Origin of the sequence: Streptomyces sp. NBC_01618, assembly GCF_045209435.1 — a bacterium.
Classification (GTDB): domain Bacteria; phylum Actinomycetota; class Actinomycetes; order Streptomycetales; family Streptomycetaceae; genus Streptomyces.
The window spans coordinates 564,442-588,334 of record NZ_CP109297.1 but is presented as its reverse complement, the minus strand read 5'-3'; the positions used below and the strand labels follow the sequence as shown (position 1 = coordinate 588,334).

Genomic DNA, 23,893 nt, shown 5'->3' with positions numbered 1-23,893 from the left:
TCTCCATTCGTCTTCGCCACCGTGCTGTTCAGCGCCGACAACGGCTGCGCTGCTATCCCTTCCGCGTCAGCGCCTCGGGCTGACCAGGGGCGTCTCGCATCTCCGCGGCGGGGTTTCCTCCCCAGCGTGCGTGCTGGGGGACCTCCTCGCCTTTCATGAGGAAGGAGTCGGGTGCGAGCACCGCGCCGGTGCCCATCGTCACGCCGTAATGGACATGGGCTCCCACACCGAGGGTGCAGCCGGCGTCGAGGGTGCTGCGGTCGGATTTGAAGGTGCCGTCCTCCTGCGAGTGGCACTGGATCTTGCTTCCCGCATTGAGCGTGCAGTCGTTCCCGATGGTGGTGAGCGACCGCTCCGTCAAATAGCAGCCGTCATCGAAGACCCTGCTGCCGATCCGAACCCCCAGCATTCGCCAGATCACGTTCTTGAACGGGGTGCCGTTGAAGACGTTGAGGTAGTGGTCGGGCACCTTCCAGAGGCGCTCGTGCCACCAGAAGTACGGCTCGTAGATGGAACACAACTGCGGTTGCAGCGCGCGGAATGCCGCGATGCCGCGCTCCACCAGCACGAAATAGACAGCGGTGAACCCAAGGCTGAACACCAGGAACACGGCGACCATTACATGGCCGTAGGAATCGTACAGATCAGCGTTCGCCAGGCCGAGCGCCGTGAGTACGAAGAAGTGCAGCCACCGCACGAGCAGGAAAAAGACCATCGAGCGGATGTTGTAGCGGTTCTTTGCGGCGAGGTTGCGGCGCAACTCGTCGCCGGTGCGCAGATTGTCGAACCGGGAATCGCGCTCGACCGACCGGGGAATCTCGAAGCACGGCGAGCCGAGCAGGCCCACCCCCTCGCGCACCTCGCCTTCGAGCGGAACCATCACCTTCGTCGCGAGGAGACAGTTCTCGCCTGTCCGGGCCCCCGAGGGATAGGCGATGTTGTTCCCGAGGAAGTTGTAGGGCCCGATCGAGGCCCGGGACACCCGGAAGGACGTGCTCGAATAGTCGGCGTTGATGATGGAGAGCCCGTCGGCGACCATCGTCCCGCGGCCGACTGAGCACAGAAACGGGGTCTCGTGCTGCACTTCCGTGCCGAAGTTCGACCCGGTCTGCTCGACCCGGGACAAGTCGTATCCGATGCCGCGCAAGTAGTGGACGATGTAGGAGCTGTCACCGAACAGCCATGTGAAGAACTTGATGTTGGTCATGCGCCCGATCGCCCGGTGCGCCGAGTAGTGGAACCCGTACAACGGATAGACCTTGTCCGGTTCGACGACCAGGTTCAGCAGGCGCGGAACGGTGAACATCACGGCCAGCCCCACGACGACGAAGCCGAAGAACAGCAGCAGGGAAAGGACCAGCGCGTCGATGTAGAGATCCGGCGATGTGAACCCCACCGTGCCCGGGCCCAGCCGGTTGTGCAGCGCCGGGACCAGGGTCACCAGCATGTACGCGCCCCCGACAGCCAGTGGCACGTAGAGGAAGAACAGCTGAAGCACAGTGATGAGGCCGAAGCCGGCCCGGCGCAGCGTGCCGCACTTGGCCGGCCCGATCCTCAGGTAGTCATGCTCCGTGAGCTGTGCCGGGGAGCCGTGCCAGTGCTGGCCGTCCGGGACTACCTGGCCGCTGTACAGCGTGGACGTGTGGCCGAGTTGCGCTCCGTCGCCCATCGCAGTGTCGATGTCGAGCACGGTCTTCTCGCCGATGAAAACGTCCCGGCCAAGGGTGACCCGACCGGTCTGGATACGGCCGGCGTGCGCCCGGTAGCAGAGGAAGAACGAGTCTTTGCGGATCACCGTGCCGGCGCCGATCGTGAGCAGGTCGGGGCAGGCCGGAACGCTGGGGGAGAGGATTGTGACCCCCTTGCCGATCCGTGCGCCCAGGGCTCGCAGGTACAGCACATACAGCGGATTGCCGACGAAGAAAATCATCGGGTTGGCGTGGATCAGCACTTTGACGGTCCAAAAGCGCAGATATGTCAGACCCCAGACCGGGAACTCGCGCGATTTCCACCGGCCGATGAGGAGCCATTTGGCCGCGATGGGGAAGGCGCACAGACCGACGAAGCCGACGCCTCCGAAGACAAACGATCGCAGGTAGATGTCGATCACACCCGAGCCGGTGGAGACCCATGTATAGCCTCGGTCGGCAACAAGTCCGGCGAGGAAGGAGTACCCCAGAAAGAGCAGGAACTGCAGCGTTCCGCAGAGGGTGTACCGCACCGTGCCGACTGGGGTCACCACCTCGGTCGGCGCCGGGACCGACGCCTCGACAGGGGTGGGCGCGGCGCTCGCGAGCCCCGTCGCCAGGCTGCGGATTGTCGGGTGCCGGTAGATGTCCTTCATCGATGCCGAAGGAAGGTCTGCCCGCTTCCTGACTCGTGCGCAGAAATGAGCCATCACCAATGAGTTGGCGCCGAGGTCATCGAAGAAGTGGCTGTCGATGAAGTGGCTGTCGATCGACACCCGTTCGACGTGCATGACGTCAGCCAGCACCTCGGCGAGGTTCTTCTCGATGTCGGTCTCCGGGCCGGTGTACTGGCGTATGTCGATCTCGGATTCATCCGGCCCGGGCGTCAGGACGTCGAGGGATTTCTCCTCCATGCGAGCTCCTTGAGGAACTTTCGAGCGCCACCACCATTACGGTCGGCGCCCCGTACTCGCGCTTTTCGATGGCCGGAGCGAGTGGTCCGGAAATCATGAGGTCGGGATCTTTTGTTCGGATCCAAAACCGCTGCCTCAGTCTTAGCTGTCCACCGTCGGGCTGCCACTCGAACTCGATCGCATCGGCGCGGTAGTAGCTCTCGACGGCGCCGAGGCGGTCCTCGCTGCCGGACGCCTGGCGCCGGAAACACGGAGCGCTCGCCGCCCAGTTCATGCCTCGTCCACGATCCTGCCCGGCGGGACGGCGATGAGCTGCGCATGCGTCTCGCCGTACTGCATGGGAGTGGTGCGTGCCTGATCCAGGAGGAGCTGCGCCGGGGTGCGGGGGCGACCTTTGTCAGGAGCATGGGGCTGTTCAGAGCACGAGCCACCTGCCGGCTGAGGAGCGCAGGTCATACGTGCGGCGCACTGCGTTGGTGTCCACTGCGGTCTTGCATACATGAGGGTGGGTACGGCAAGTAGTGGGCGCACGCGCAGCAGGGTGTCGTGACGTCGCCCCGGTTCCGGGACATCCGAGACGCGGGTGGGGCTGAGTGGTTGCCTCGCGCGATGTCGCGACTCTCCGCAGTTCCAGCCTGTCCTGGGAAGGGCCCGGGCAGTTCGCGTCGGGCCGCCCGGGTCGGCGCGAAACGCTATGCGGTGACAGTCCTCGGCTCCTCCGGCCGGGCACGTTCGAGGTGCTCGCGTCGGTTTCGTCCGGCAGTGTGCCGGTCACAACCATCCGCGGCGCTGTGCCTGCAGGGCCATCTGGAAGCGGTTCGCGGCGCCCAGTTGGGCCATCAGGATCTGCAGGCGGCGGAACAGCGTGCGGCGACTGATTCCCAGCTCGCGGGCGATGACGTCGTCGCTCGCACCGCCCGCGAGGAGCCACAGCAGGCGGCGGTCTGCGGGTGGCAGAGCGCCTGGGCGGGTGGTGCGGCCGTGGAACGGCAGGGCGCTCTGCCAGGACTGCTCGAACAGTGCCACGAGCGCGGAGAACAGGCCGCACGGCTGCACGACCAGCATGCTGTTGTGCACGTCAGCCTCTTTGATCGACAACGACACGAGTGCGTACGCCTCGTCGATGATCACGAGTTTGACCGGCACCGACGGCAGCACCCTGGCCTGTTCGCCGGCCCTGATGCACGGTTCGATGGCTTCCTTCAGGTGGCCCGGATGCTCCAGCGACGCGCGCGAGTACACGACACGTTGCGTCACGCCGCGGGCGAGCGTGGCCAGCGCGTCGTCCGTGGCCCCGGACAAGGGGAAATACGGTGGTGACTCGAACTGCCGGATCTGATCGCGGGCGCTCGCCCAAGCGTGACGCATCCTGGGGCCGACGGCGTCGCCGGTGACGACCTCGACGAGATTGTCGTTGTACGAGGCGAGCCGCTGTCGTCGGAACGACTCGAACGCGCCTCCGACGGTGATGCGCGACTCCTCGACCTCGGCCGCCCGGTGCCGGGCGAGGATCTCCAGGCCCGCGGTGGGCGGAACCGGGGCCACCACGTCCCCGTCCGCCCCGGCGGCACTGGCCAGACCGGCGTCGACCAGTGCGCCGTACGCCGTGGCTAGTTCCGCACCGCCCAGACCGGCCGCGGTTCCGATCACACTCAGCGGAGCGGGGGCCAACTCCAGCAGCGCCAGATAGACCTGGCCCGCCGCGTGATCGATTCCCAGAAGCAGAAGGGCCTCGCCGAGTTTCGCGTTCGTCATACGGTGCATTATCGACGGCTACTGTCGGGGCTGTGGCCGATTTGTGCCAGTGGCAGCCTTCGGCACCAAATGCGCGCGGTGCGGGATACCGTCCGGGAGCCGCCATAGACCGGCGGCAGCGAGGGCGCCCGGACCGCACCGGGAGGGAGCTCGGCCTGTCCGTAGGGCTCTCTCCCGCTCCTCGCCGTTGAGGAACCCACCCAGAAGAAGGTGTATGTCGTGGCAAAAGGCCGAAAGAACGGTCTCTACTCAGGGATCTCCGAGGAACTGTCCGCTCTGATGCGGACGGGGTGGGCGGACACCGAGCGTAACGATGTGCGGCTTGGCGAGCAGGCTCCGTACGCGGCCCGCCGCCGCGCCTCGCTCTCCGCGCGCTTCCCCGGCGAACGCCTCGTGATTCCCTCGGGGAATCTCAAGGTCCGTTCCAACGACGACACCTACCCGTTCCGCCCGTACTCGGGCTACGTGCACATGACCGGAGACCAGGCCCGGGACGGCGCGCTCGTCCTGGAACCCCGTGCGGACGGCGGCCATGACGCCTACTGCTACCAGCTGCCGCGGGACAGCAGGGACAACGACGAGTTCTGGGTCGGCTACACGGCGGAGCTGTGGATGGGCCGGCGCCGCTCCCTCGCCGAGTCGGAACTCGTACTCGGTCTGCCCTGCCGGGACGTCCGCACGGCGGCCGGTGACCTGGCCGCCGCCTCCGGTGCGCCGACCCGGATCGTCCGGGATCTCGACCCGTCCCTGGAGGCCGCCGTCACCACAGATGAGGAGCGCGACGCCGAACTGGAAGAGGCGCTCAGTGATCTCCGTCTCGTCAAGGACGACTGGGAGATCACCGAGCTCCGCAAGGCGGTGGACTCCACCGTGCGCGGATTCACCGACGTGATCGGTGAGCTCTCCCGGGCGATCGCGTCGTCCGAGCGGTGGATCGAGGGCACGTTCTTCCGCCGCGCACGCCTCGAGGGCAACTCCGTCGGCTACGGCTCGATCTGCGCCGCGGGCGAGCACGCCACGATCATGCACTGGACGGAGAACGACGGCCCGGTGCGCCCCGGCGACCTGCTCCTGCTCGACGCGGGCGTGGAGACGCACACCCTCTACACCGCCGACGTCACGCGCACCCTCCCGATTAGCGGGACCTTCACGCCCGTGCAGCGCAAGGTCTACGACGCGGTGTACGAGGCCCAGGAGGCCGGCATGGCCGCCGTCAAGCCGGGCGCCGCGTACCGGGACTTCCACGAGGCGTCCCAGCGCCACCTGGCCGCCCGGCTGGTCGAGTGGGGCTTCATCGAAGGCCCGGCCGACCGCGCGTACGAACTCGGCCTCCAGCGCCGCTTCACGATGGCGGGCACCGGTCACATGCTCGGTCTGGACGTCCATGACTGCGCGATGGCCCGGAACGAGGAGTACGTCGACGGCGTGTTGGAGCCGGGCATGGTGCTCACCGTCGAGCCAGGCCTGTACTTCCAGGCGGACGATCTGACCGTGCCCGAGGAATGGCGCGGCATCGGCGTCCGGATCGAGGACGATCTGGTCGTCACCGAGGACGGGCACGAGAACCTGTCAGCGGGCCTGCCGAGGTCGGCGGACGACGTCGAGGCGTGGATGGCCCGGTTCGCGGGTTGAGTGCGTCGAAGAAGGGGTCCGGTGCCGGTTCCGCCGGATCGAACGGGTGCTGACCGGCAACGCCTGGGCGTGCCGCAGGAGCCCGGCCTGGAGAGCCGTCCTCGCCACCGAAAGCACCACCATCCCCATCACGGGCATGACCACGGACACGGGCATGACCACGGACACGGGCATGACCACGGGCACGGGTATGACCGCGGACACGATCACGGGCACAGCCATCACATCCCGGATGCCGCTGCGCGGCCGGGACGCGCTGCTGGACAGAGACGTGGACGCCGAGGGTCCCCTCTTCGCGGCCTCGGCGATGTTGGCCGGAGGGACGGTGGCCTCGGCGGTCGCCGCAGGCCACCTCTTCGCTCCGTGATCTCCAGAGCTCTGTGAATTCCTTGACGTCCGCGTACGACAAGGTCGCCCCCGTCCGGCCTGAAAGCGGGCGGGGGCGACCGGCGCACGGCGGGTCCAACGCGGCGTGCCTGCCGTGGATCCATCGGGGGCGAAACGGTCCCGGCTCCTCGCCGGCTCGCGCCGGTGGGTTGGCGTGATCTTCACCGCGACGTGTCGCCGCATCCGCACGTTGAACGCTGTCCATGCCACCACGAAGACGCCGTGACCGAGCTGTTCGCCCACCTGGTAGCGGATGTGGCGCGGGGTGGTGCGGGAGCGGATGAGCCGCACGGATGGCCCCACAGCAGGAGACAACGAGGTACGTGCCGCCGTACCCGAACAGCGGCCCGCATCCGTTCGGCCGGGAGACACCGGGGGAGCAGGCCGGCCGAAACCTGGTTGAGCTTCTGCAGGAGTTGCGCGTCGTGCAGACCGGTGTGCAGATCGCCTTCGTCATTCGTCTCGGCGCCGCATTCACCAGCAGGTTTCCAGAGCTTGACGCCTTCGACCGGAGGGGTGCGCCCCTGGCACAAGGACATGCCTCGTGCCAGGGGCGCGGTCAGCGACTCAGGGTCTGCCGTGAGGGTCAGCGCACGGCGTAGGCCCTGATCAGGGTCTGCTCGATCTTGCTGCCGTTGGTGTCCCATGCCTTGACGCGCAGGGACACGTAGCCCGATGCCGGGTTGCGGACGGACACCTTGTAGTGGCCGTCGGTCTTGGACTTCACCGTCGCGGGGCTCCAGGTGGCACCGTCGTCGGTGGACGCCTCCACCTCGACCCCGTCGATGTCCGGGGTGGCGCCCGTCTGGAGCGCGAACGCCAGGTCGAAGTCGTAGGTGTTGCCGCCCTGGGTGGTGTTCTGCGCATCCAGGTCCAGGCCGTACTTCGGCCAGAGCAGCGCCAGGTTCTCCTTGCCGCTCGCCGGTCGGGCGGACTTGAACGTCCATGCGGTGCTGGTCTGCGTGGACAGCGGGAACCACGCCGGGCGCTGGGTGTCCAGGGTGACGCGGTAGGTCGCCGGGTCGGGGCTGGCCGGCAGCGTGGTGTTCAAGAGCCGCGGCGTCTCCTTGAGGAGCTTCCCGTCCTGGTATATCCGCGCAGTCCGCTTGTCGGCGTCGTTTTCGAAGTAGCTGGAGTGCCCCTGGCTGTCACTCATCTCCGGCACCGTGAGGGTGATGTTGTCACCCTCACGGAACGCCTGCTCGGCCTCCGCCGGGCCGTTTGCCGCGCCCAGCCAGGTCTGCTCGTGTTGCTCGCCCGGCTGGTAGGTGCGGAGTTCGTCCCTCACACTGCGGCTGATGTCGGTGCGGTCCGGGTTGATCCTGTGCCACCACCGTATGTCCTTCATCATCGGCGACCTGCTGCCGGTGGAGTACCACTCCTCCCGGTCCATCGGCGCGTCGAAGAAGTTCAGGACGTCGAAGATGACGCCCTCGTTCGGGCGGATCGCCGAGTCGACGTCGCCGATCATGGTGCCCTTGGTGCTGCGGTAGTGGGACTTCATCACGGTCGAGTTCTGCGCGGTGACCGCGTCGACGGGGTCGGCCGGAATCCCACCGGGGACCATCATCGCGATGTTGTACACCTGGGGGACGTCTGTGATGCCCTTCAGGTTGATCCGCGTGGGACCGTCGGCCATTCGGCCGAAGAGCACCGCGCCCTCGTCCTGGGTGAGGGACCAGGCCGGGATAGCAGTGCCGGTGAAGCGCGACACGCCGGTGGCGAAGGGGCCGGGCCGGTCGTTGACGAGGATCACTGCCTTCGCGCCGGCACCGGCCACTGCGGCGATCAGCTCGGCAGACTTCGTGTAGCTGAACACGGTGCTGTCGCGGATGACGACCGCGATCTTGCCATTGAGGTCCTTGCCGGCCAGGTCCTCCGGCCGTGCCATGCCGGCGTCGACCGCCTGGAGCGTGCTGCGGTCGTACAGCCGGGCCGCATAGTTCACCGGCGTAAGCGGGAGCGCGCCTCCCTGCCCGGCGTAGGACGCCCGGATTTGCGGCGAGTACCTGCGCTGCTGGAAGTGGAACTCGAACGTGCCGAGCGTCACCGGCTTGGTGGGCACCACATAGGTGTGGTTCCAGATCGGGCCAGCCGCGGGCTTCATGAAGTCGATCCCCGGCTTGCCGGGGAGCTGCTGGCGGTACCCGAGCTTGAAGTTGTCCGCCTCGGACTCCTTGGGCGTGGCGACCTTGACCTCCTTGCCCAGCCGGGCATCCAGCGTGACCGTCCGGTCCGCCGTCAGTTCCACGACGGGCTCGCCGGCGAGGGTGTAGTCCGTGACCAGGGACGAGACCTCGTCCCTCGTGTGGACGACACCCATGACGGAGTAGCGTCCCAGCGGCAACGCGACAGTCTTGGTTCCGCCCTGGGGGAAGACCTGCTGGAAAGTCCCCGTGTCCAGGTTGAACACCGCAAGCTCGCCGCTCGCCGGGTTTCCGTGCCGGTCGATCGTGTCGACGGTGAGGTCGACGGTGGGCACCCCCTTCGTCGCGCCGACGGTGGTGTGGATCGCGGTGCCGTCGGTCGCGGTGGCGGTGATGACACCGGTGTAGTCACCCAGGGCGCCGAGCTCGGGGTGGTAGGTCACCGTCACGCTCGCGGTGGAGTTCGCCGGGACCGTCACGCCGGTGGCGTTGAGCGTGAACGTGCCGTCCGGTGCGGGCCCGGTCTCCCCGGAAGAGGCCAGGCCGAGCGACAGCGTGGTGTCCGCCGCGGAGGTGTTGACGTAGGTGATCGTCTTGGTGACCGGCGCGCTCTCGGCCGTCGACTTGCCCATGCTGACGACGGCGGGGCTGGAGTAGACCGTGGCGTCGATGGCCTTGGGCACGTCGACCCGGCCGCTGCCCTGCTGGTAGGCGGTGTACGAGCCCTGCTTGGCGGTGCCGACCAGCACCTGCTTGAGCCGGTCCGCACTCCAGTCCGGATGGCGCTGGGCCAGGATCGCCGCGGCGCCGGCCACATGCGGGGTGGCCATCGAGGTGCCGTTGGCCGCGGTGTAGTTGGCGTCGACCGGGGTACCCATCGCGGTGCCGGCGGCGCGCGCGGCGACGATGCCCACGCCCGGTGCGGTGATCTCCGGCTTGACCGCGAAGGTGTCCTTGAGCGGGCCGCGGCTGGAGAAGCCCGCGAGCTGGTCCTGCTTGGACACCGCGCCGACGGTCAGCGCGGCGTCGGCGGCACCCGGCGCGCCCACGGTCGCCTTGCCGGGGCCCGTGTTGCCGGCCGCGATGACGAACAGCGAGCCGGAGGACGCGGTGAGCTGGTTGACGGCCTCGCTGAGCGGGTCGGTGCCGTCACTGGGGGCCTCCGAACCCAGGCTCATGCTGACGACGTCCGCACCCTCGGCCACCGCCCACTCCATGCCGGCGATGACCCCCGACTGGGGGCCTTCACCGGCGTTGTTGAGGACCTTGCCGATGTACAGGTCGGCGCCCGGCGCCACACCCTTGTACTTGCCGCCCGACGCGGCACCCGAGCCGGCGACGGTCGAGGCGACATGCGTGCCGTGACCGTGGTGGTCGACCGCGTCGGGGTCGGCGGTGAAGTTCTGCGTCTCCTTCACCCGCCCTGCCACATCGGGGTGGTTGGGGTCGAGACCGGTGTCGAGGACGGCCACCTTGGTGCCGGTGCCGTCGTAGCCGTCCGCCCACGCCTCCGGCGCGCCGATCTGCGGCACGCTCTGGTCCAGCGTCACCTTGACCGGCTTGTCGAGCCAGAGCTTCTTGATGCCATCGGCGAGCTTCGGTGCGGTCGTCGCGGCGGTGCTGTCGTCGTCGACCGCCTCCCAGAACGTCGCCGCCTTCTTCTTGCTCGCGCGCAGCACCACCGCGTTGGCGCTGGGGAGTTCGTCGTCCTTCACCGAACCGGCCGGCGCGGCGTGCTTGAGCGCCTTGCCCGCCTTGCCCGGCGCGCCCGCGTAGGTCGCCATCAGCGGTACGGCGGTGCGGTGCGCGTCGTCGTAGCCGTACTCGACCAGCTTGGTGACGTTGAACAGCTCGCGGTCGAGCTCGTTCGCGGCAAGGTACGGCTGTGCCTTGTCAGGGATGACATAGACCTCGTCGCCCACCTTCATGGTGGAGAACGCCGCCGGGGTGCCGTCGGGCGTGGGCGCGACCGTCGCCGCCTGGAGGCCGTTGGCGTGGCGCTCCAGCGTCACGACCTCGCCCGTGACGAGGGTGATCGTGTGTGTGGCGACGACCGGGCCGTTCTGCTGTGGCTGACTCGCCCGGCTGGTCGGCGTTTCGGCGGCGGCGATGCTGGAGGTGCCGAGCGTCCCGGCCACACAGGCCGCGGCGAGCAGCGCCGTGAGTGCCCGATGTGAGCGGTGCGGCAAGCGCCGGAGTATGGGGATGGTCAGGTGGGGCGGGAACCTGGTTGCCCCAGCCGGTGGTGACTGTCTCATACGGCAATGACCTTTTCTGAGGGGAGAATGTGCGCGGATGCGCGCGGATACCGCGCGGTTGCGGGGATCGCGCATCGCGCCGAATGGCTGCGACGAATGTGGTGGGTGCCGGCCGGTCCTGCCTCGGGCGGATCGGTGGTACAGCGCCGGGCGGCGAACGACGCGTCCCGCTGCTGCGGCAGTGGCCTGGCACCGGTCGGTCGGCCTGCGGGGCTCGCCCCGGAACCCGGCCTCGTCGGGAAACCAGAAGGAATGGGCCGGTCGAGGCGATCCGTCAGATTCGACCGTGCGCCAGAAGCCTTGCGGACACGAGGAGATGAACGGCGACAGGCGGAGGTAATGATTCCATGCCGTTGAGTGTTGTTCGCGCACCGGCTACCGGACGATTGGGCAGATGACCCATCTTTGCTTCCGCGCCCGCCTAACGGTGGGCGCCGGCCCTGCCGTCGACGACGCCGGCTTCGACAACCTTCACGGCCAGCGCCGTCCGGGACGACACCTCAAGTTTGCGCATCGCTCCTTCCAGGTGCCGCGCGACCGTCTTCGGCGACAGGATGAGGACACCGGCGATCTCCCGGTTGGTCCGGCCTCCGACGAGCAGCCGGACTACGTCGAGCTCACGGGGAGACAGTTGATCGCCGTAGCTTCGTCGTCCACCGTGCCACGACGGACGCTTCACCCCGACACCGTATGCACGCAGTGTGTGCATGACGCGCTCGGCGTCACCACGAGCGCCGAGGGTGGACAACCCCTGGAAGGTTTCCGTAAGGAGGGAGAGAGCCGCATCGGACTGGTCCGCACGTAGCAGACAGCGGGCCTGTCGCTCACGGCTGAGCAGGGCGTCGTACGGCCGCGGAAGGCCCTGCCACGCATCGGCCGCACGCGCGAACAGTTCGGCGGCGCTGAGGGGATCGCCTTGATGCTGGGCCAGGATCGCCCTGCAGGTCGACAAGGCGGCGTGCGGACCAGGTGCGCGGCGATCGCGCACTCCCGCTGTGAAAGCGTCGACCAGGTCGCCGGCTTCGTCGGCGCGGCCGGCCATGAGTAGCGCCTCGGCCCGGACCGGGGCGAGTTCGGTGGCCCAGATCCAGGTGCCCTTGCGTTCCAGGAACCGGATCGGCTCGTCGGTCAGCTGCAGTACGTCGTCGATCCGCCCGGCGCCGAGCCGGAGCCTGGCCAGGGCGCCGGCAGGTTCGACGGAATACTCCGCACCGCCATGTCGGTCCGCCTGTTCAAGGACGAGCCGCAGGCACTCGTCCGCTCTGTCCTGGTCACCGCGGGCCGCATACAGCAAGCCGGTGACCATGGCCGGCGCCAGGCGGCTCACCGGCTGCAGGAGTTCCTCGTCACCGGCCAGCGATCCGGCCCGGTCGGCCAGCCCGTCCCAGTCTCCGGTGAGCCAGTCCAGGTGAGCCAGCGTCACCTGCCCGAGCCTACGTTGCTTCCGGTACTGATACCTGTCGGCCAGCCCAACGGCCAGCGTGAGCACCCGCCTCGCCTCCGGGTATCTCCCCCAGATCAGCGCCATGTGCCCGACGTTGAGTTGGCCGACCGTGATCTGCTGCCTCTCCGCGGCGGTGGACGCGTCATCGGCGATCAACGCTGCTTCCGCCCACCCCTCCTCCTCGCCGAGCAGCAAAAGCCCGCTCGCCCGCCCGACCCGGATGTTCAGCCGGTCCCCCGGCGCCATCGAGACCGGCACCTGCGCAACGCGCCGCAGCCACCTGAGGTGTTCGGCCGCCGGTGTCGTCGTCCCGTACGGCAGGCCGAGGAACATCATTGCGCGGGCTGCTTTCGCCGGGTCGTGCCCGAGGTCGGGCAGCGCTCGTTCCATCTCGATCCGGGACTGCTCGAATGCCTCCGTCTGCTGCAGCAGCCGGGCGACATGGAAGCGGATCTCCGCCGCCTCGCTCGGCGCCGGCTCACCGGTGTCCAGCACGAGGCGGAGAGCGTCCATCAGTTCGCGGTAGCGTTCGTGCCCGCTGAGCAGACAGAACGGAACCTTGCCGGTCAGCCGCACCACGTCGGCGGGCGGCAGGTCCGCGTTGGTGAGCAGATCGTGCACCAGGATGACCGCCGTCGCATCGTCACCCGAGGCGAGGGCGAGGTCGGCAGACTGTTCCGCGTACCGGCACCATGCCGTCGTGTCGCCGGCCTCCCGGAAGTGGCGCGCCAGCTGGGCGACCGGGGACGGGGCGGCGCCTCCGAGGACGTGTGCGGCGCGCAGATGCATCGCCCGCCGTTGTGGCAGAGGAATCGCCTCGTACACCGCGCGGCACGCCAGCATATGCCGGAACGAGACCAGCCCGCTGGTGTCCTCCCTCAGCAGCCCCGAACCCACCGCCTCCGCCAGGCCCGCCAGCCGACTCGCTGGATCGCCTTCCGGAGCCATCACATCGACGATGGCGTCCTCGGGGGCGGGGTCGGTGAGCACGGCGGCCGCGCGCAACGCCGCCTGCGCCGCCGGGCCGAGCCGTGCGCCGCGTTCCAGTACGACGTCCCGCACCGTCGGCGGTACGTCGATCTCACTCAGTCGTTGCCGCGCCCAGGAATCGCCCCGCGGGGTCATGTCAGCGCGGTTCCACATCAGCCGGACGGTCTCCTCGACCGCGAGCGGAAGCCCGTCGGTCCGGTCGTGCAGGATGGTCGCGAACTCGTCGGAAACCCGTTCCCCACCCAGCATCGAGGACACCATCTCAGCAGTCCCGGGAACATCCAACGGCTCCAACGACAGCCGCAGCCGCGCGGCTCCCGCCGGTTGCCGCGACGACAACCGCAGCAGCAGGGAGTCCGGCGCGATTTCCTCCGGGCGGTAGCTCACGAGCAGACTGATGCGTTGCTGCGGACGTGATGCCAGGAACAGCAGGAACTCCAGGGTGGCCTCATCTGCCCAGTGCACGTCCTCAACCGCGAGCAACCCGATCTCGAGCCGCTCAAGGATCTCCTCGATGGCCCGGAACAGTCGGTGTCGTGCCGCTGCCGCGTCTTCGGCCGGGTCGGGTGTGGGCGGCAACGCTGATGCCCACTCGGGGAACAACGGCCGGAGCGCCCCCGCCAGCCCGCTCAGGCCGAGCCGGGCGACATCCTCGGTCGCCGGTCGGATCGCGTCCACCACCGGCCCGAGCGTAAAGGGCTGTCGAACAGCCGGGCAGACCGCCAGCAGCACCCGCTGCCGGGCCGGGGCATGCGCCGCGAGTAGCTCCTGGACCAGTCGGCTCTTACCGATCCCGGCCTCGCCCTCGACCAGCACGACCACCGGCGGGTCGGACAACGCTGCTCTCAGAGCGGCGAGTTCGCGCTCGCGTCCGACCAAGCCGGGTGATGCGATCGCCAGTAGGCTGCGTGTGTCGGAATCGCTGGTAGACATGCGCCCCACTGTGGGAGACAGACGACGGCGTGCCCGAACCGTCGTCTTCCGTGAACAATATGACCAGAGGTTACAAGGCGGGGCGGCAGGGGGGTAGGCCATGTTTACGGGCGTGGTGTAAAAGACGATCACTGTGGAGTGCTGCTCTCCATCCGAGCCCACTCCGTATTGGACAGCTCACCCCGCCCCGAAGCGGCCACCGATCTCGGCAAGGCGGACTTCGTGAACGGCACCAGCACCGTGCACATCGAGGGGACGCTGACGCTCAATACCGTGAAGGTGAGATGCGTCACCGACACCGAACTGTCGTCGCTCAGCGGCAACGGGCACCTGGTGGTGCTCGAAGAAGCGATCAACCGGTAACTGCCTGCGCCTCGCAGCGCACACCGTGATGTCCCCGCCGTTTCGACGGAGGTGGGTCCGGGACCGGCGGGACGAGCGCACACGCGCTCGTCCCGCCGATCATTCCGCTTCGTAGCAGTGGGCCGGGCCGTTGCGCCATTCGATCCAGGTCGGATCGTCGAGGAGGTGCTCGGCGTCGTAGACCCCGGCCTGCCGGAGGAAACCGATCAGGTCGCCGTCACTGTGTGCGAGGCCGGCGAGACCACCGTTGATGGTGACCGCCCGGCCGCCCGTGCCCGGTGCCGGGCGGTGCACGACGATCGGAGCACCCATGCCCTCAGGGTGCGCCCGCTCGGGCGCCGACGCGCGCGGTGCGTCAGGCGCTCTCGTAGCGATGCGCTGCGGCGCCCTGCCACTGGACCGCGGAGGGGTTGTCGAGGATCAGCTCCTGGTTCGCCGGCCCGGCGTCGGCGAGGAACACGACGAGGTCCTGATCGCTGTCTGCCATGCCGAGCTTCTCGTCGTGGCTGTTGATGTGCACGGTCACTGGCCGGCCGCCGGACGGCGTCGGTGCGTGGATGGTGATCGGTGGTGTCGCCATGACTCAAAGGTGGCCTGCGGCGACTGCTCGCGCGACCGTGGGAACACGGACCCGGACGCGTCGGGGGCGCGCGTACGACGTCGCACCGTGCACGCCGACGATCCCGCTCCGTGCGAGGGCCGCCGCACGGCGGCGCACCCCGGGAAGGAGACGATGACAGTGGTGAATTCCGAATCGGTTTCCGAAGCGGTTTCCATACCTGTTGACGGATCGGCGATCGTCGGCGACCTGGTGATTCCCGAGCAGGCCGCGGGGGTGGTGCTCTTCGCCCACGGCAGCGGCAGCTCGCGCCACAGCCCGCGCAACAGGGCCGTGGCCGCGTCCCTGCGGGCGGCGGGGCTGGGCACGCTGCTGCTGGACCTGCTGACCGAGCAGGAGGAGCGGTTGGACGCCGTGTCGGGGCAGTACCGCTTCGACATCGGCCTGCTCGGGCGCCGTCTGGTGTCCGCGGTCGACTGGCTCGGCGGCCGGCCGGTCACGGCGGAGCTGCCTCTGGGGCTCTTCGGCGCGAGCACCGGGGCCGCCGCAGCCCTGGTGGCGGCGGCCGAGCGGCCCGGCCGTGTCCAGTCCGTCGTGTCCCGTGGCGGCCGCCCCGACCTGGCGGCCGAGGCGCTGAGCCGGGTGCGATCCCCTGTGCTGCTGATCGTGGGCGGCGACGACGGGCACGTACTGATGCTGAACCAGGAGGCGGCCGAGCAACTGCGTGTGCCGCACCGGCTCCATGTGATTCCCGGGGCCACGCACCTGTTCGAGGAGCCCGGTGCCTTGGAGGACGTCGCGGCAGCGGCGTGTCAGTGGTTCCTGCGTCCGGGACTGGAGGAAGGGCGGCCCTGAGGTCCATCCCGCCGGGACCGGCGCGCTCAGCCCGTCCGCCGGGCCGGTGCGAGGCCGTGGTCGGTGAGCGGGCCGACGGTCAGCCCGGCCGTCCGCAGCCCCTTGATCAGTTCCGGCAGCGCCGCGAGTACCGGCCGCCACTGGTACGACGCCGACTGATCGGCATCGTGCAGGAGGACCGTCCCGCCGCCGCGCAGCCCGCCGCGTACGGTCGTCAGAACCCCCTCGGCCGTCGCGTCCCGCGCCCATTCCCGCCCCCAGGCCGACCACAGCACCGGCCGCAGCCCGCACGCCAGGGCGGCGGCCCACCGGCCGCCGGTCAGGATTCCGTACGGCGGCCGATACCACGACGGCTGGACTCCCGAGACCCTTCGCACCGCCTCGGCGGCACGGGAGACCTCGCGCAGGTCCCGGCCGGGGGCGGGAAGCCACGGGCGGCTGTGTGTCCATCCGTGCACGGCGAGTTCATGGCCGCGGCGGGCGATGTCGCGGCCGAGTTCCGGATGGCGCAGCAGACTCTCTCCGAGCACGAAGAAGGTGGCGCGCGCGGACAACCGGTCCAGCGCGTCGAGGAAGAGCGGAGTGGAGCGGGGGTCCGGGCCGTCGTCGAAGGTCAGGGCGACATGCCTGGGGTGGCCGAGACCGGCCAGGGAGGGAAAGCAGGTCCGGCGCAGCCCCGGCAGCCAGGTGCCGGCCGGGGCGACATGAGCGCTCAGCACGAGCGCCGACACGGTCAGTGGGGCACGGAGCGCGATGGGGATCCTGCTGTGCCGGGGGTTCAACGGGCTTCGTTCCCTTCGTTGTCAGCGGGCGTCGGCAGTCGGTCGGGCCGGCCGTGCCGCTCGGTCGTTCTCGTGACATCCCAGTGACCCGCGACCGCCGGGGAGAGCGACAGGCCGACCGTGCCGACAGCCACCAGGCACGCACCCAGCGTGGCCGGCAGCAGATGATCACCCAGCGCGATCCGCTCGCCGAACAGTGCCTTCCCCAGCACCACGCTCACCAGCGCGTCCCCGAGCGTGAGCGCCGGCTGGGAAGCGGCCAGGGTCCCGGCACGCAGAGCGCTCTGCAACAGCAGCAGACTCAGCAGACCGGCGCCGCCCAGCGCGTACACGTACCCCGTCGTGAAGACCACGGCCGCTCCCTCCGGGATCCGGCCGGTGACCTCCTTGATCAGCGCGGCCGTGCAGGCGAACGAGATGGCCGTGGCACAGCCCAGCACCGCGGCACCGACGGCGCCGGTGAGCGTACGGGCCACCAGGATCAGCGCGAGCACCGCCGTCGCGGCAAGGATTCCGACAGGCAGCCAGGTACCGGCCTTTCCGGTGTCCTCCCCGGCCGACGGGCCGACGGCGGCCAGGAAGAGCGCCAGACCTGCGGCGAGCATCAGGAACGACAGCCACGTTCCGTCGCCCGGACGGTGATGGAAGATCACGGTGCCGAGCAGCAGCGTGAAGAGGAGTTCGCTCGCCAGCAGTGGCTGGACCACCGACAGGCTGCCGACGGCCGGCGCCCCCGCCTGCAGGACGGCGGACAGCCCGAGCGCCGTCGCACCGGCCAGCCAGAACGGACGGCGCACCAGTCGCGCCAGGCCACGCACCCCCTGCCACACCGCCGGCCCGCCGCCCACCGCCTCGGACTCCGCCTGCTCCATGGCTGCCCGCCGCTGCAGCACGGACGCCGCACCATTGGCGAGGGCCGCCCACAGCGCCAGCACCACGGACAGGACGTTCATGTCGCCGATCAGCCGAAGCGGGCCGCGAGCCGGTGATAGAGCCCGGGGGCCACGGAGCGCACACACCCCGGCAGGCGCAGCCAGCCGGGGACGTACACCTCCGCACGGTCCGCCGTGAAGGCCTCCCAGACCGCGTCGGCGACGCGTTCCGGCGCCATCGGCCGGGGCCACGAACGGGCGTACGGCATCCCTCGTCGTTCGAAGAACGGCGTGTCCACCACACCGGGGACCATGTGTGTGATGCGCACACCGGTTCCCTTCAATTCGTAGCGCAGAGCGTCCGCGAAGGCGGCGAGGGCGGCCTTCGCCGCGGAATAGACCGCCTCACCGCGGACGCCCGTGGACCCCGCCACCGATCCGATCAGCATGATGTGTCCGCGCCGCGCCGCGAGCATGTGCGGCAGCAGCAGCCGTACGAGATGGACGACGGACACCAGATCCACGGTGAGGACCCGGTCGGCCGCGGCCGCCGGCATCGCGTGGAAGGAGCCCGCCCAGCCGACCCCTGCCGCCGCGACGAGCAGGTCCACCCGGCCGGCGGTGTCCAGGGCTTCTTCGACCAGTTGCTCCGTACTGTCGAGCGACATCAGGTCCGCGTACAGCGGCGTCGAGCACGTCGTCGCCGCGACACCGTCGAGCCGCTGCCGGTCGCGCCCGCTCACCAGAAGCCGCCAGCCGCCCTCGGCCGCGATCCGCTGGGAGACCGCGGCACCGATACCCGAGGAGGCCCCCGTCACCAGGGCCACCCCGGCGCGGACGTCATGACCGTCCGACGCGTCGCCACCCGGCACGCCGCGGTGAGCGATGCACGGAACACGTGGCATGGCCTCTCCCTGTCTCAGTACTGTGCGTGCGGCACGGTGGCCCGCCACTCGGAGACCGCGGACGCGGGCATCGCGGTGTCGGATCGGGTTAGGGGTAGCCCGAGTGGGCTCCCGTAAAACCGTTGAAGCCCATACCTCACTGCACCGAACGCACCGACAGGACGCAAGTACCGGGTTCCGCGCCCGTCCCGACGGATACTCCGAAGGCTGCCGACCTCGGAGGTGATCACGTGCCTGCCGCTCGTCCGACCGAGCCACCGGACCCGTGCGGACCCCTCCGCCGCCCGGAGTGCTCCCGTTGCCACCGGTGCAGATCCCGTCGAAACGGCCCCGCGCCGGACGGCGGGCCTGGAGTCCCGGGAGCGTACGGTCGATGAACGCGGTGCCGGCCCGCTTCCTGATCCTGAGCGCCGGCATGGGCTCCGGCCACCACGTGGTGGCCGCCGAACTGGCCCGCCGACTGGAGGTCGGCGGAGGACGGACGAAGACGGTCGATGTCCTCGACCTGCTGCCCCCGGGAATCGGCGGCGGACTGCGCTCCTTCTACCGGACGGCCATCTGCCGCACGCCCGTGGTCTATTCCGCGCTGTACGCGGCCTTCTTCCGGACCGGCGGCGGCCCCCGGCCCGGCAGTTCCCCGTTGGCGGCCCTCGCACAGCAACGGCTGCTCGACCTCGTCGCACACCAACGGCCGGACGTCGTCGTCCCCGTCTTCCACCTCGCCGCCCAGCTCACCGGCGGACTCCGCGCCCGTGACGCGCTCACGATCCCGAGTGCCGTCGTCATCACCGACTTCGCCGTTCACCGCCAATGGCTGCACCCGGGCAACGATCTCCATCTGTGCCTCACGTCCGATCTCGCACATCAGGTACGGCGAGCGGTACGGCGTCCGACGGTCGTGTCCGGCGCGATGGTGGGACCCCGGTTCCACGCCCCGGCGCCGACGGCGGCGGACTGGCGGCGACGACTCGGCTCGCCGGACCGGCCGCCCGTGCTGATCTCGACGGGGGCCTGGGGGGCCGGATCGCGTGTGGCCGGGACCGCGCGCCTGGTGGCCGCGGCGGGATACGTGCCGGTCGTGCTCTGCGGTACGAACACCCGGTTGCGCCGGGAACTGTCACGCCTCGCACACGTACGTGCGGCGGGCTGGGTCGACGACATGCCGGGCCTCATGAGCGCATCCCGCGCGCTCATCGACAACGCGGCAGGCCAAACGGCACTCGAAGCCATGGCCGCCGGAGTTCCGGTGGTCGGCTACCGGGCCATTCCGGGCCACGGCAAGGAGGGCGTTCGACGGATGGCGGAGCACGGTCTCACCGACTACGCGTTGGACCCCCGGGCGCTGGTGCGCGCCCTGGACCGGCTGACCGCACCGGGACCGGCGCGCGAGCGGCGCGTCAGCGCGGCCCGCGGCCTGTTCTCCGGCGCGGGAGTGCTCCCCCTGCAGGCCCTGGCGCGACCGGCCTGAACCGATCGGCCCGCGACCTCGACGGACGCAGCCGTCGACGCCGACGGCTGCGTGCGGGTCGCGCTCTGGGACGGCGCTGCGCTGCGCCGCTACACCCCGCGGGGCGATCTGGACCGCACCGTCCGGCTTCCGGTCCGCCGGCCCACCGCCTGCGCCTTCGGCGGCCCCGGCCTGCGCGATCTCCACGTCACCACGGCCCGCACCGGCCCGGACCGGACGCACCCGCTATCGGGATCGCTCCTGGTCCTCCCGGACGCGGGCCGGGGAATGCCGAGCCCGGCCTTCGCGGGCTGACGCGCCGCCGGCCGGTCACCGGCCGGCGGCGCGAGCGCGGTCGACGTCGAAGGTGAGGCCCCGCACACCGTGTCTTTCGACGGCCGCAGGGTGGGGAAGACGTAAGTGTTCTCAGGTAGTTGTTCCGCAGCCATCATGAAGGAGCGCATTCATGCCGATCTCACTCGGTCTCGGACTCCCGCAGATGAAGCAGTACGACATCGGCCGCGACGTGGCCTCCGTGGCCCGCGCGGCGGAGGAGACCGGATACGCGAGCCTGTGGGTCTTCGAGCGAGTCCTGTTTCCCGTGCCGGCCACCCAGGGGCTGTACGGCGTACCGGGGCTGCCGTGGCCCGATCAGTACCGCAGCGTCGCCGACCCGCTGGTCACGCTCGCGCTGGCCGCCGCGGCCACCGGCCGGGCGCGGCTGGGCACCAGCGTCCTGGTCGCGCCGTTGCACGTGCCGTTCCAGCTGGCCCGGTCGCTCGCCTCGCTGGACGTCGCGAGCGGGGGACGTGTGATCGCGGGCCTCGGCACGGGCTGGTCCCTGGACGAGTACGCGGCCGCTTCCGTCGCGCCATTCGAGAAGCGCGGCGCGGTTCTGGACGAGCTGCTGGACGTGTGCGCCGCCGTCTGGGGCCCGGACCCCGTCTCGTATCAGGGCGAGCTGACCACCATTGCCCCGTCCGAGGTCGGCCCGAAGCCGGTGCGTCCCATCCCGGTCTACCTGCCCGCGAACAGCACCCGTGCCACCCGCCGACTGGTGGACCGGGCGGACGGCTGGATGCCGGTGGCCGTGGGCGCGGCCCAGCTGACCGAGCAGTGGCAGCGGGTACGGGACGTGGCCGCCGAGCGTGGCCGGGAGCGTCCGATCCACGTCTGCGCCCGCGCCAACGCGCGGTACACCGCCAAGCCGTTCGAGGGTGCGGACCGGCAGCCCTTCCACGGGAGCGTGGCGCAGATCGTCGAGGACCTGGTGGCCCACGCCGCAACGGGCGTACCGGAGATCATGCTGGACCTCCAGGGCACGACGCGCGACGCCGCGGAGCTGATCGACGTGGCGACCGAGGTGTACGAGACGGCGCGGGCCGCGGGCGTCTGACGAGGGCGCGACGGCAGCCCGGCCCACGCGGCGCACCCCGGCCGGGCCCGACGCGCCGGGCGCCCGGTCAGTGCCGGGCACCGCCTTCCTTGCCCCGCAGGATCCAGTGGGCCCGGCGCTGGTAGCGGGCGACGGGCGGGGTGGCCGGGGGAGTGGGCGACGGCCCGGGCTCTTCGACGGGCGCGGGCCCGGCGGCCGGGGGCGGGACGGGAGTGTCGCTGGGCGGGTGGAGCCCCTGCGCCGAGTACCGCGTCGTCGCGATGCTCTCCACGAGCTGCTCCTCCGTGAAGCTCTCCGAGCCGGGCACATGAGGTACGAAGCCGATGAGCACCCCGTCGCCGACGATCTCCGCGTCGAGACCGCAGGCCCCGTCGACGTCCCACAGCGCCTCGATTCCCTCGTCGAGGACGACTCGGATCCCGAACTCGTAGACACCCGCCTCCACGAGGTGGGCCATCACATTGCGGTCACGGAGCGCCGACACCAACCGGCGGGCACGATCCGAATCCATACCGGGCGGACCTCCTTCGCCTACGGACACGCCTACGAACACACCTACGACCTCCCAGGGGCGTATGCCTGTCCCACCGGCCCGCCGGGTGCGGCCTTCCCGGAGGCGCCGGATGCAGCGGTTGTACGTGTGGAACTCGCTCCGGAACGAACCCGGAAGGAGCCGCCACCGTACAGCCGCCGCCTCTCTCAGCTTTCGGTGTCCTCCGCTCGGCGCTCACCCTCGGCCTGCGACGGCTGGGTCCGCATCGTGGCGGGGTGCCGCTCCTCGGCCGGATTCATGTCCTCGTCCAGCCGTTCGCCCTCTGCCTGTGACGGCGTCGGGTACTCGTCGTACTCGCTCATGGCCGCCTCCGTGGTCGGAACGCGTGCCTACAAAATCGAGCGTATCGCGTCGTCCGGCCGGTGGCCCGGCCATGAACCAGGGGTGATTGCGGGCGTAGTCTGGCCGTAACGCCTGTGCACCGCGAGTCAGCGACGGAGGCGGCCATGACCGACCCCCACGGCTTCCTCAGGACCCCCCGCCGGCCCGTCCCCGCGCGCCCGGTCCAGGAACGGCTGAGCGACTGGAACGAGGTCTATGCGGGGCAGGCCCGGCTTCCGCTCGTGTCCCGGCAGGCGGGGCGGTGCATGGACTGCGGCATACCGTTCTGCCACAGCGGCTGCCCGCTGGGAAACCTCATCCCCGAGTGGAACGCGTTCGCGCGGAAGGGCGACTGGTGGGCGGCGGCCGAGCGGCTGCACGCGACGAACAACTTCCCCGAGTTCACCGGGCGGTTGTGCCCGGCGCCGTGCGAGGACGCCTGCGTGCTCACCATCAACGCCGATCCGGTGACGATCAAGAATGTCGAGCAGACGATCGCCGACGAGGCCTGGGCGCGCGGGTACACCGAACCGCAGCCGCCCGAGCGGCTCACCGGCAGGACCGTCGCCGTCATCGGTTCGGGCCCGGCGGGACTGGCGGCAGCGCAACAACTCACCCGCGCCGGACACACCGTCGCCGTCTACGAGCGCGCCGACCGTGTCGGCGGACTGCTGCGTTACGGCATCCCTGCTTTCAAGCTGGAGAAGTGCCACCTCGACCGCCGTGTCGAGCAGATGCGGGTGGAGGGCACCAAGTTCCGTACGGGCGTGGACGTCGGCGGCGATCTCGACGCCGCCGAGCTCGCGGACCGGTACGACGCGCTCGTCGTCGCCGTCGGAGCCACCGGGCGACGGGAGCTGCCCGTCCCGGGCCGCGAGCTGTACGGCATCCACCAGGCCATGGAGTACCTGACGCTGGCCAACCGGGTCGTGGAGGGCGACCGCGTCGTGTCGCCCGTCACCGCCGAGGGCAGACACGTGGTGATCATCGGCGGCGGGGACACCGGATCGGACTGTCTGGGCACCGTCCTGCGCCAGGGAGCGGCCTCCGCCGTACAGCTCGACATCAACCCGGAGCCCGGTGCCGCCCGACGGGACACCGAGCCCTGGCCGGTGTACCCGAAGGTCTATCGGATATCCCACGCGCACGAGGAGGCCCGGGGGCGGGACGGCGCGGATCCGAGACTGTTCTCCTGCGCCACCCTGCGCTTCGAGGGCGACCGGACCGGCCATGTGCGCGCGCTGCGCCTGGCCGAAGTGGAGCCCGAGGGCAGAAGGCCGCTGCTGGAGACGGAGCAGGTGCTTCCGGCAGATCTCGTCCTGCTCGCCCTCGGCTTCTTCGGGCCCGAACGCGACACCGGCCTCATGCGGCAGCTCGGACTCACACTGGACGGCCGGGGAAACTTCGCCCGGGATGCCACCTTCGCCGCTGAGACAGCGGAATCAGCCGAATCAGTCGAATCAACTGAATGGGCGGGCTCGGCGGGCTTCGAGGGCTCGGCCGCGCGGGCGGCCCGCGCCGGGAACGGCGGAGTCTTCATCGCCGGTGACGCGGGCCGCGGCCAGTCGCTCGTGGTGTGGGCCATCGCCGAGGGACGGTCCGTCGCCGCCGCGACGGACCGCTATCTGAGCGGCTCCACGGTGCTCCCGGCACCCATCGCCCCCTACGACCGGCCCTTCATTGCCTGAGCGC

Annotated in this window: 19 protein-coding genes and 1 pseudogene; 9 read left to right on the top strand and 11 right to left on the bottom strand. The window is 70.0% G+C overall.

Going from position 1 to position 23,893, the window contains the following annotated elements; all coding sequences use genetic code 11:
- Positions 1-52: 52 nt before the first annotated feature.
- Positions 53-2,602 (bottom strand): Pls/PosA family non-ribosomal peptide synthetase, encoded by a 2,550-nt coding sequence (locus tag OH735_RS02675; RefSeq protein WP_406379116.1) that lies wholly within the window; start codon positions 2,600-2,602, stop codon positions 53-55.
- 771 nt (positions 2,603-3,373) lie between these two features.
- A complete protein-coding gene (locus OH735_RS02670) occupies positions 3,374-4,357 on the bottom strand; it encodes a LuxR family transcriptional regulator (protein WP_406379114.1) in 984 nt (327 codons plus the stop codon).
- Between the two features lie 219 nt (positions 4,358-4,576).
- Between OH735_RS02670 and OH735_RS02665 the strand changes: the two genes are divergently transcribed.
- The 3 genes from OH735_RS02665 (at position 4,577) to OH735_RS02655 (ending at position 6,978) form a co-directional block, all read left to right on the top strand.
- A complete protein-coding gene (locus tag OH735_RS02665) occupies positions 4,577-5,989 on the top strand; it encodes an aminopeptidase P family protein (protein WP_406379112.1) in 1,413 nt (470 codons plus the stop codon).
- 136 nt (positions 5,990-6,125) lie between these two features.
- Complete coding sequence (locus tag OH735_RS02660; RefSeq protein ID WP_406379110.1) at positions 6,126-6,356, top strand: hypothetical protein; 231 nt, start codon at positions 6,126-6,128, stop codon at positions 6,354-6,356.
- A 313-nt stretch (positions 6,357-6,669) separates the two neighbouring features.
- Positions 6,670-6,978: a DUF6328 family protein gene (locus tag OH735_RS02655; protein ID WP_406379108.1), complete on the top strand. Its 309-nt coding sequence runs from the start codon at positions 6,670-6,672 to the stop codon at positions 6,976-6,978.
- Here OH735_RS02655 and OH735_RS02650 read toward each other — a convergent pair.
- A complete protein-coding gene (locus tag OH735_RS02650) occupies positions 6,963-10,712 on the bottom strand; it encodes a S8 family serine peptidase (RefSeq protein WP_406379106.1) in 3,750 nt (1,249 codons plus the stop codon). The genes OH735_RS02655 and OH735_RS02650 overlap by 16 nt on opposite strands.
- Positions 10,713-11,202: 490 nt before the next feature.
- Complete coding sequence (locus OH735_RS02645) at positions 11,203-14,280, bottom strand: AAA family ATPase (protein WP_406379104.1); 3,078 nt, start codon at positions 14,278-14,280, stop codon at positions 11,203-11,205.
- A 6-nt stretch (positions 14,281-14,286) separates the two neighbouring features.
- Between OH735_RS02645 and OH735_RS02640 the strand changes: the two genes are divergently transcribed.
- Positions 14,287-14,511 carry a hypothetical protein gene (locus OH735_RS02640; RefSeq protein ID WP_406379102.1) on the top strand — a complete coding sequence of 75 codons (225 nt, stop codon included), beginning with the start codon at positions 14,287-14,289 and terminating at the stop codon, positions 14,509-14,511.
- Between the two features lie 99 nt (positions 14,512-14,610).
- On the opposite strand, the gene OH735_RS02635 is transcribed toward OH735_RS02640, so the two are convergent.
- Together OH735_RS02635 and OH735_RS02630 are read right to left on the bottom strand one after the other, a co-directional pair.
- Positions 14,611-14,823, bottom strand: coding sequence for a hypothetical protein (locus OH735_RS02635; RefSeq protein ID WP_406379100.1), 213 nt, complete (start codon positions 14,821-14,823; stop codon positions 14,611-14,613).
- Positions 14,824-14,866: 43 nt separating this feature from the next.
- The gene (locus OH735_RS02630) at positions 14,867-15,091 is read right to left on the bottom strand and encodes a hypothetical protein (protein ID WP_406379098.1); all 225 of its coding nucleotides are present in this window, start codon (positions 15,089-15,091) and stop codon (positions 14,867-14,869) included.
- Between the two features lie 153 nt (positions 15,092-15,244).
- Here OH735_RS02630 and OH735_RS02625 point away from each other — a divergent pair, with 153 nt between their 5' ends.
- Positions 15,245-15,925, top strand: coding sequence for a dienelactone hydrolase family protein (locus tag OH735_RS02625; RefSeq protein WP_406379096.1), 681 nt, complete (start codon positions 15,245-15,247; stop codon positions 15,923-15,925).
- A gap of 26 nt (positions 15,926-15,951) precedes the next feature.
- On the opposite strand, the gene OH735_RS02620 is transcribed toward OH735_RS02625, so the two are convergent.
- The 3 genes from OH735_RS02620 to OH735_RS02610 are packed head-to-tail and all read right to left on the bottom strand — an operon-like array spanning position 15,952 to position 18,484.
- Positions 15,952-16,707: a polysaccharide deacetylase family protein gene (locus OH735_RS02620; RefSeq protein WP_406379094.1), complete on the bottom strand. Its 756-nt coding sequence runs from the start codon at positions 16,705-16,707 to the stop codon at positions 15,952-15,954.
- Positions 16,704-17,660, bottom strand: a complete 957-nt coding sequence (locus tag OH735_RS02615) for a DMT family transporter (protein ID WP_406379092.1) — start codon at positions 17,658-17,660, stop codon at positions 16,704-16,706. Before OH735_RS02615 ends, OH735_RS02620 begins: the two co-directional genes overlap by 4 nt.
- Before the next feature lie 8 nt (positions 17,661-17,668).
- Entirely contained in the window at positions 17,669-18,484 is an 816-nt protein-coding gene (locus OH735_RS02610; RefSeq protein ID WP_406379090.1) for an SDR family NAD(P)-dependent oxidoreductase, read from the bottom strand.
- Positions 18,485-18,857: 373 nt separating this feature from the next.
- Here OH735_RS02610 and OH735_RS02605 point away from each other — a divergent pair, with 373 nt between their 5' ends.
- The 3 genes and pseudogenes from OH735_RS02605 to OH735_RS02595 all read left to right on the top strand — a co-directional run bounded on the left by OH735_RS02605 (position 18,858) and on the right by OH735_RS02595 (position 21,327).
- Positions 18,858-19,952, top strand: a complete 1,095-nt coding sequence (locus OH735_RS02605) for an MGDG synthase family glycosyltransferase (protein WP_406379088.1) — start codon at positions 18,858-18,860, stop codon at positions 19,950-19,952.
- 33 nt (positions 19,953-19,985) lie between these two features.
- Positions 19,986-20,246, top strand: a pseudogene (locus OH735_RS02600) (SMP-30/gluconolactonase/LRE family protein); the annotation flags it as partial.
- A gap of 151 nt (positions 20,247-20,397) precedes the next feature.
- Positions 20,398-21,327 (top strand): TIGR03619 family F420-dependent LLM class oxidoreductase, encoded by a 930-nt coding sequence (locus OH735_RS02595; protein ID WP_406379086.1) that lies wholly within the window; start codon positions 20,398-20,400, stop codon positions 21,325-21,327.
- Positions 21,328-21,394: 67 nt separating this feature from the next.
- On the opposite strand, the gene OH735_RS02590 is transcribed toward OH735_RS02595, so the two are convergent.
- Both OH735_RS02590 and OH735_RS02585 read right to left on the bottom strand, forming a co-directional pair.
- Entirely contained in the window at positions 21,395-21,838 is a 444-nt protein-coding gene (locus OH735_RS02590; protein ID WP_406379084.1) for a hypothetical protein, read from the bottom strand.
- A gap of 188 nt (positions 21,839-22,026) precedes the next feature.
- Complete coding sequence (locus OH735_RS02585; RefSeq protein ID WP_384458082.1) at positions 22,027-22,182, bottom strand: hypothetical protein; 156 nt, start codon at positions 22,180-22,182, stop codon at positions 22,027-22,029.
- Positions 22,183-22,326: 144 nt separating this feature from the next.
- Between OH735_RS02585 and OH735_RS02580 the strand changes: the two genes are divergently transcribed.
- Positions 22,327-23,889 (top strand): glutamate synthase subunit beta, encoded by a 1,563-nt coding sequence (locus OH735_RS02580; protein WP_406379082.1) that lies wholly within the window; start codon positions 22,327-22,329, stop codon positions 23,887-23,889.
- The last annotated feature ends 4 nt before the right edge of the window (positions 23,890-23,893 follow it).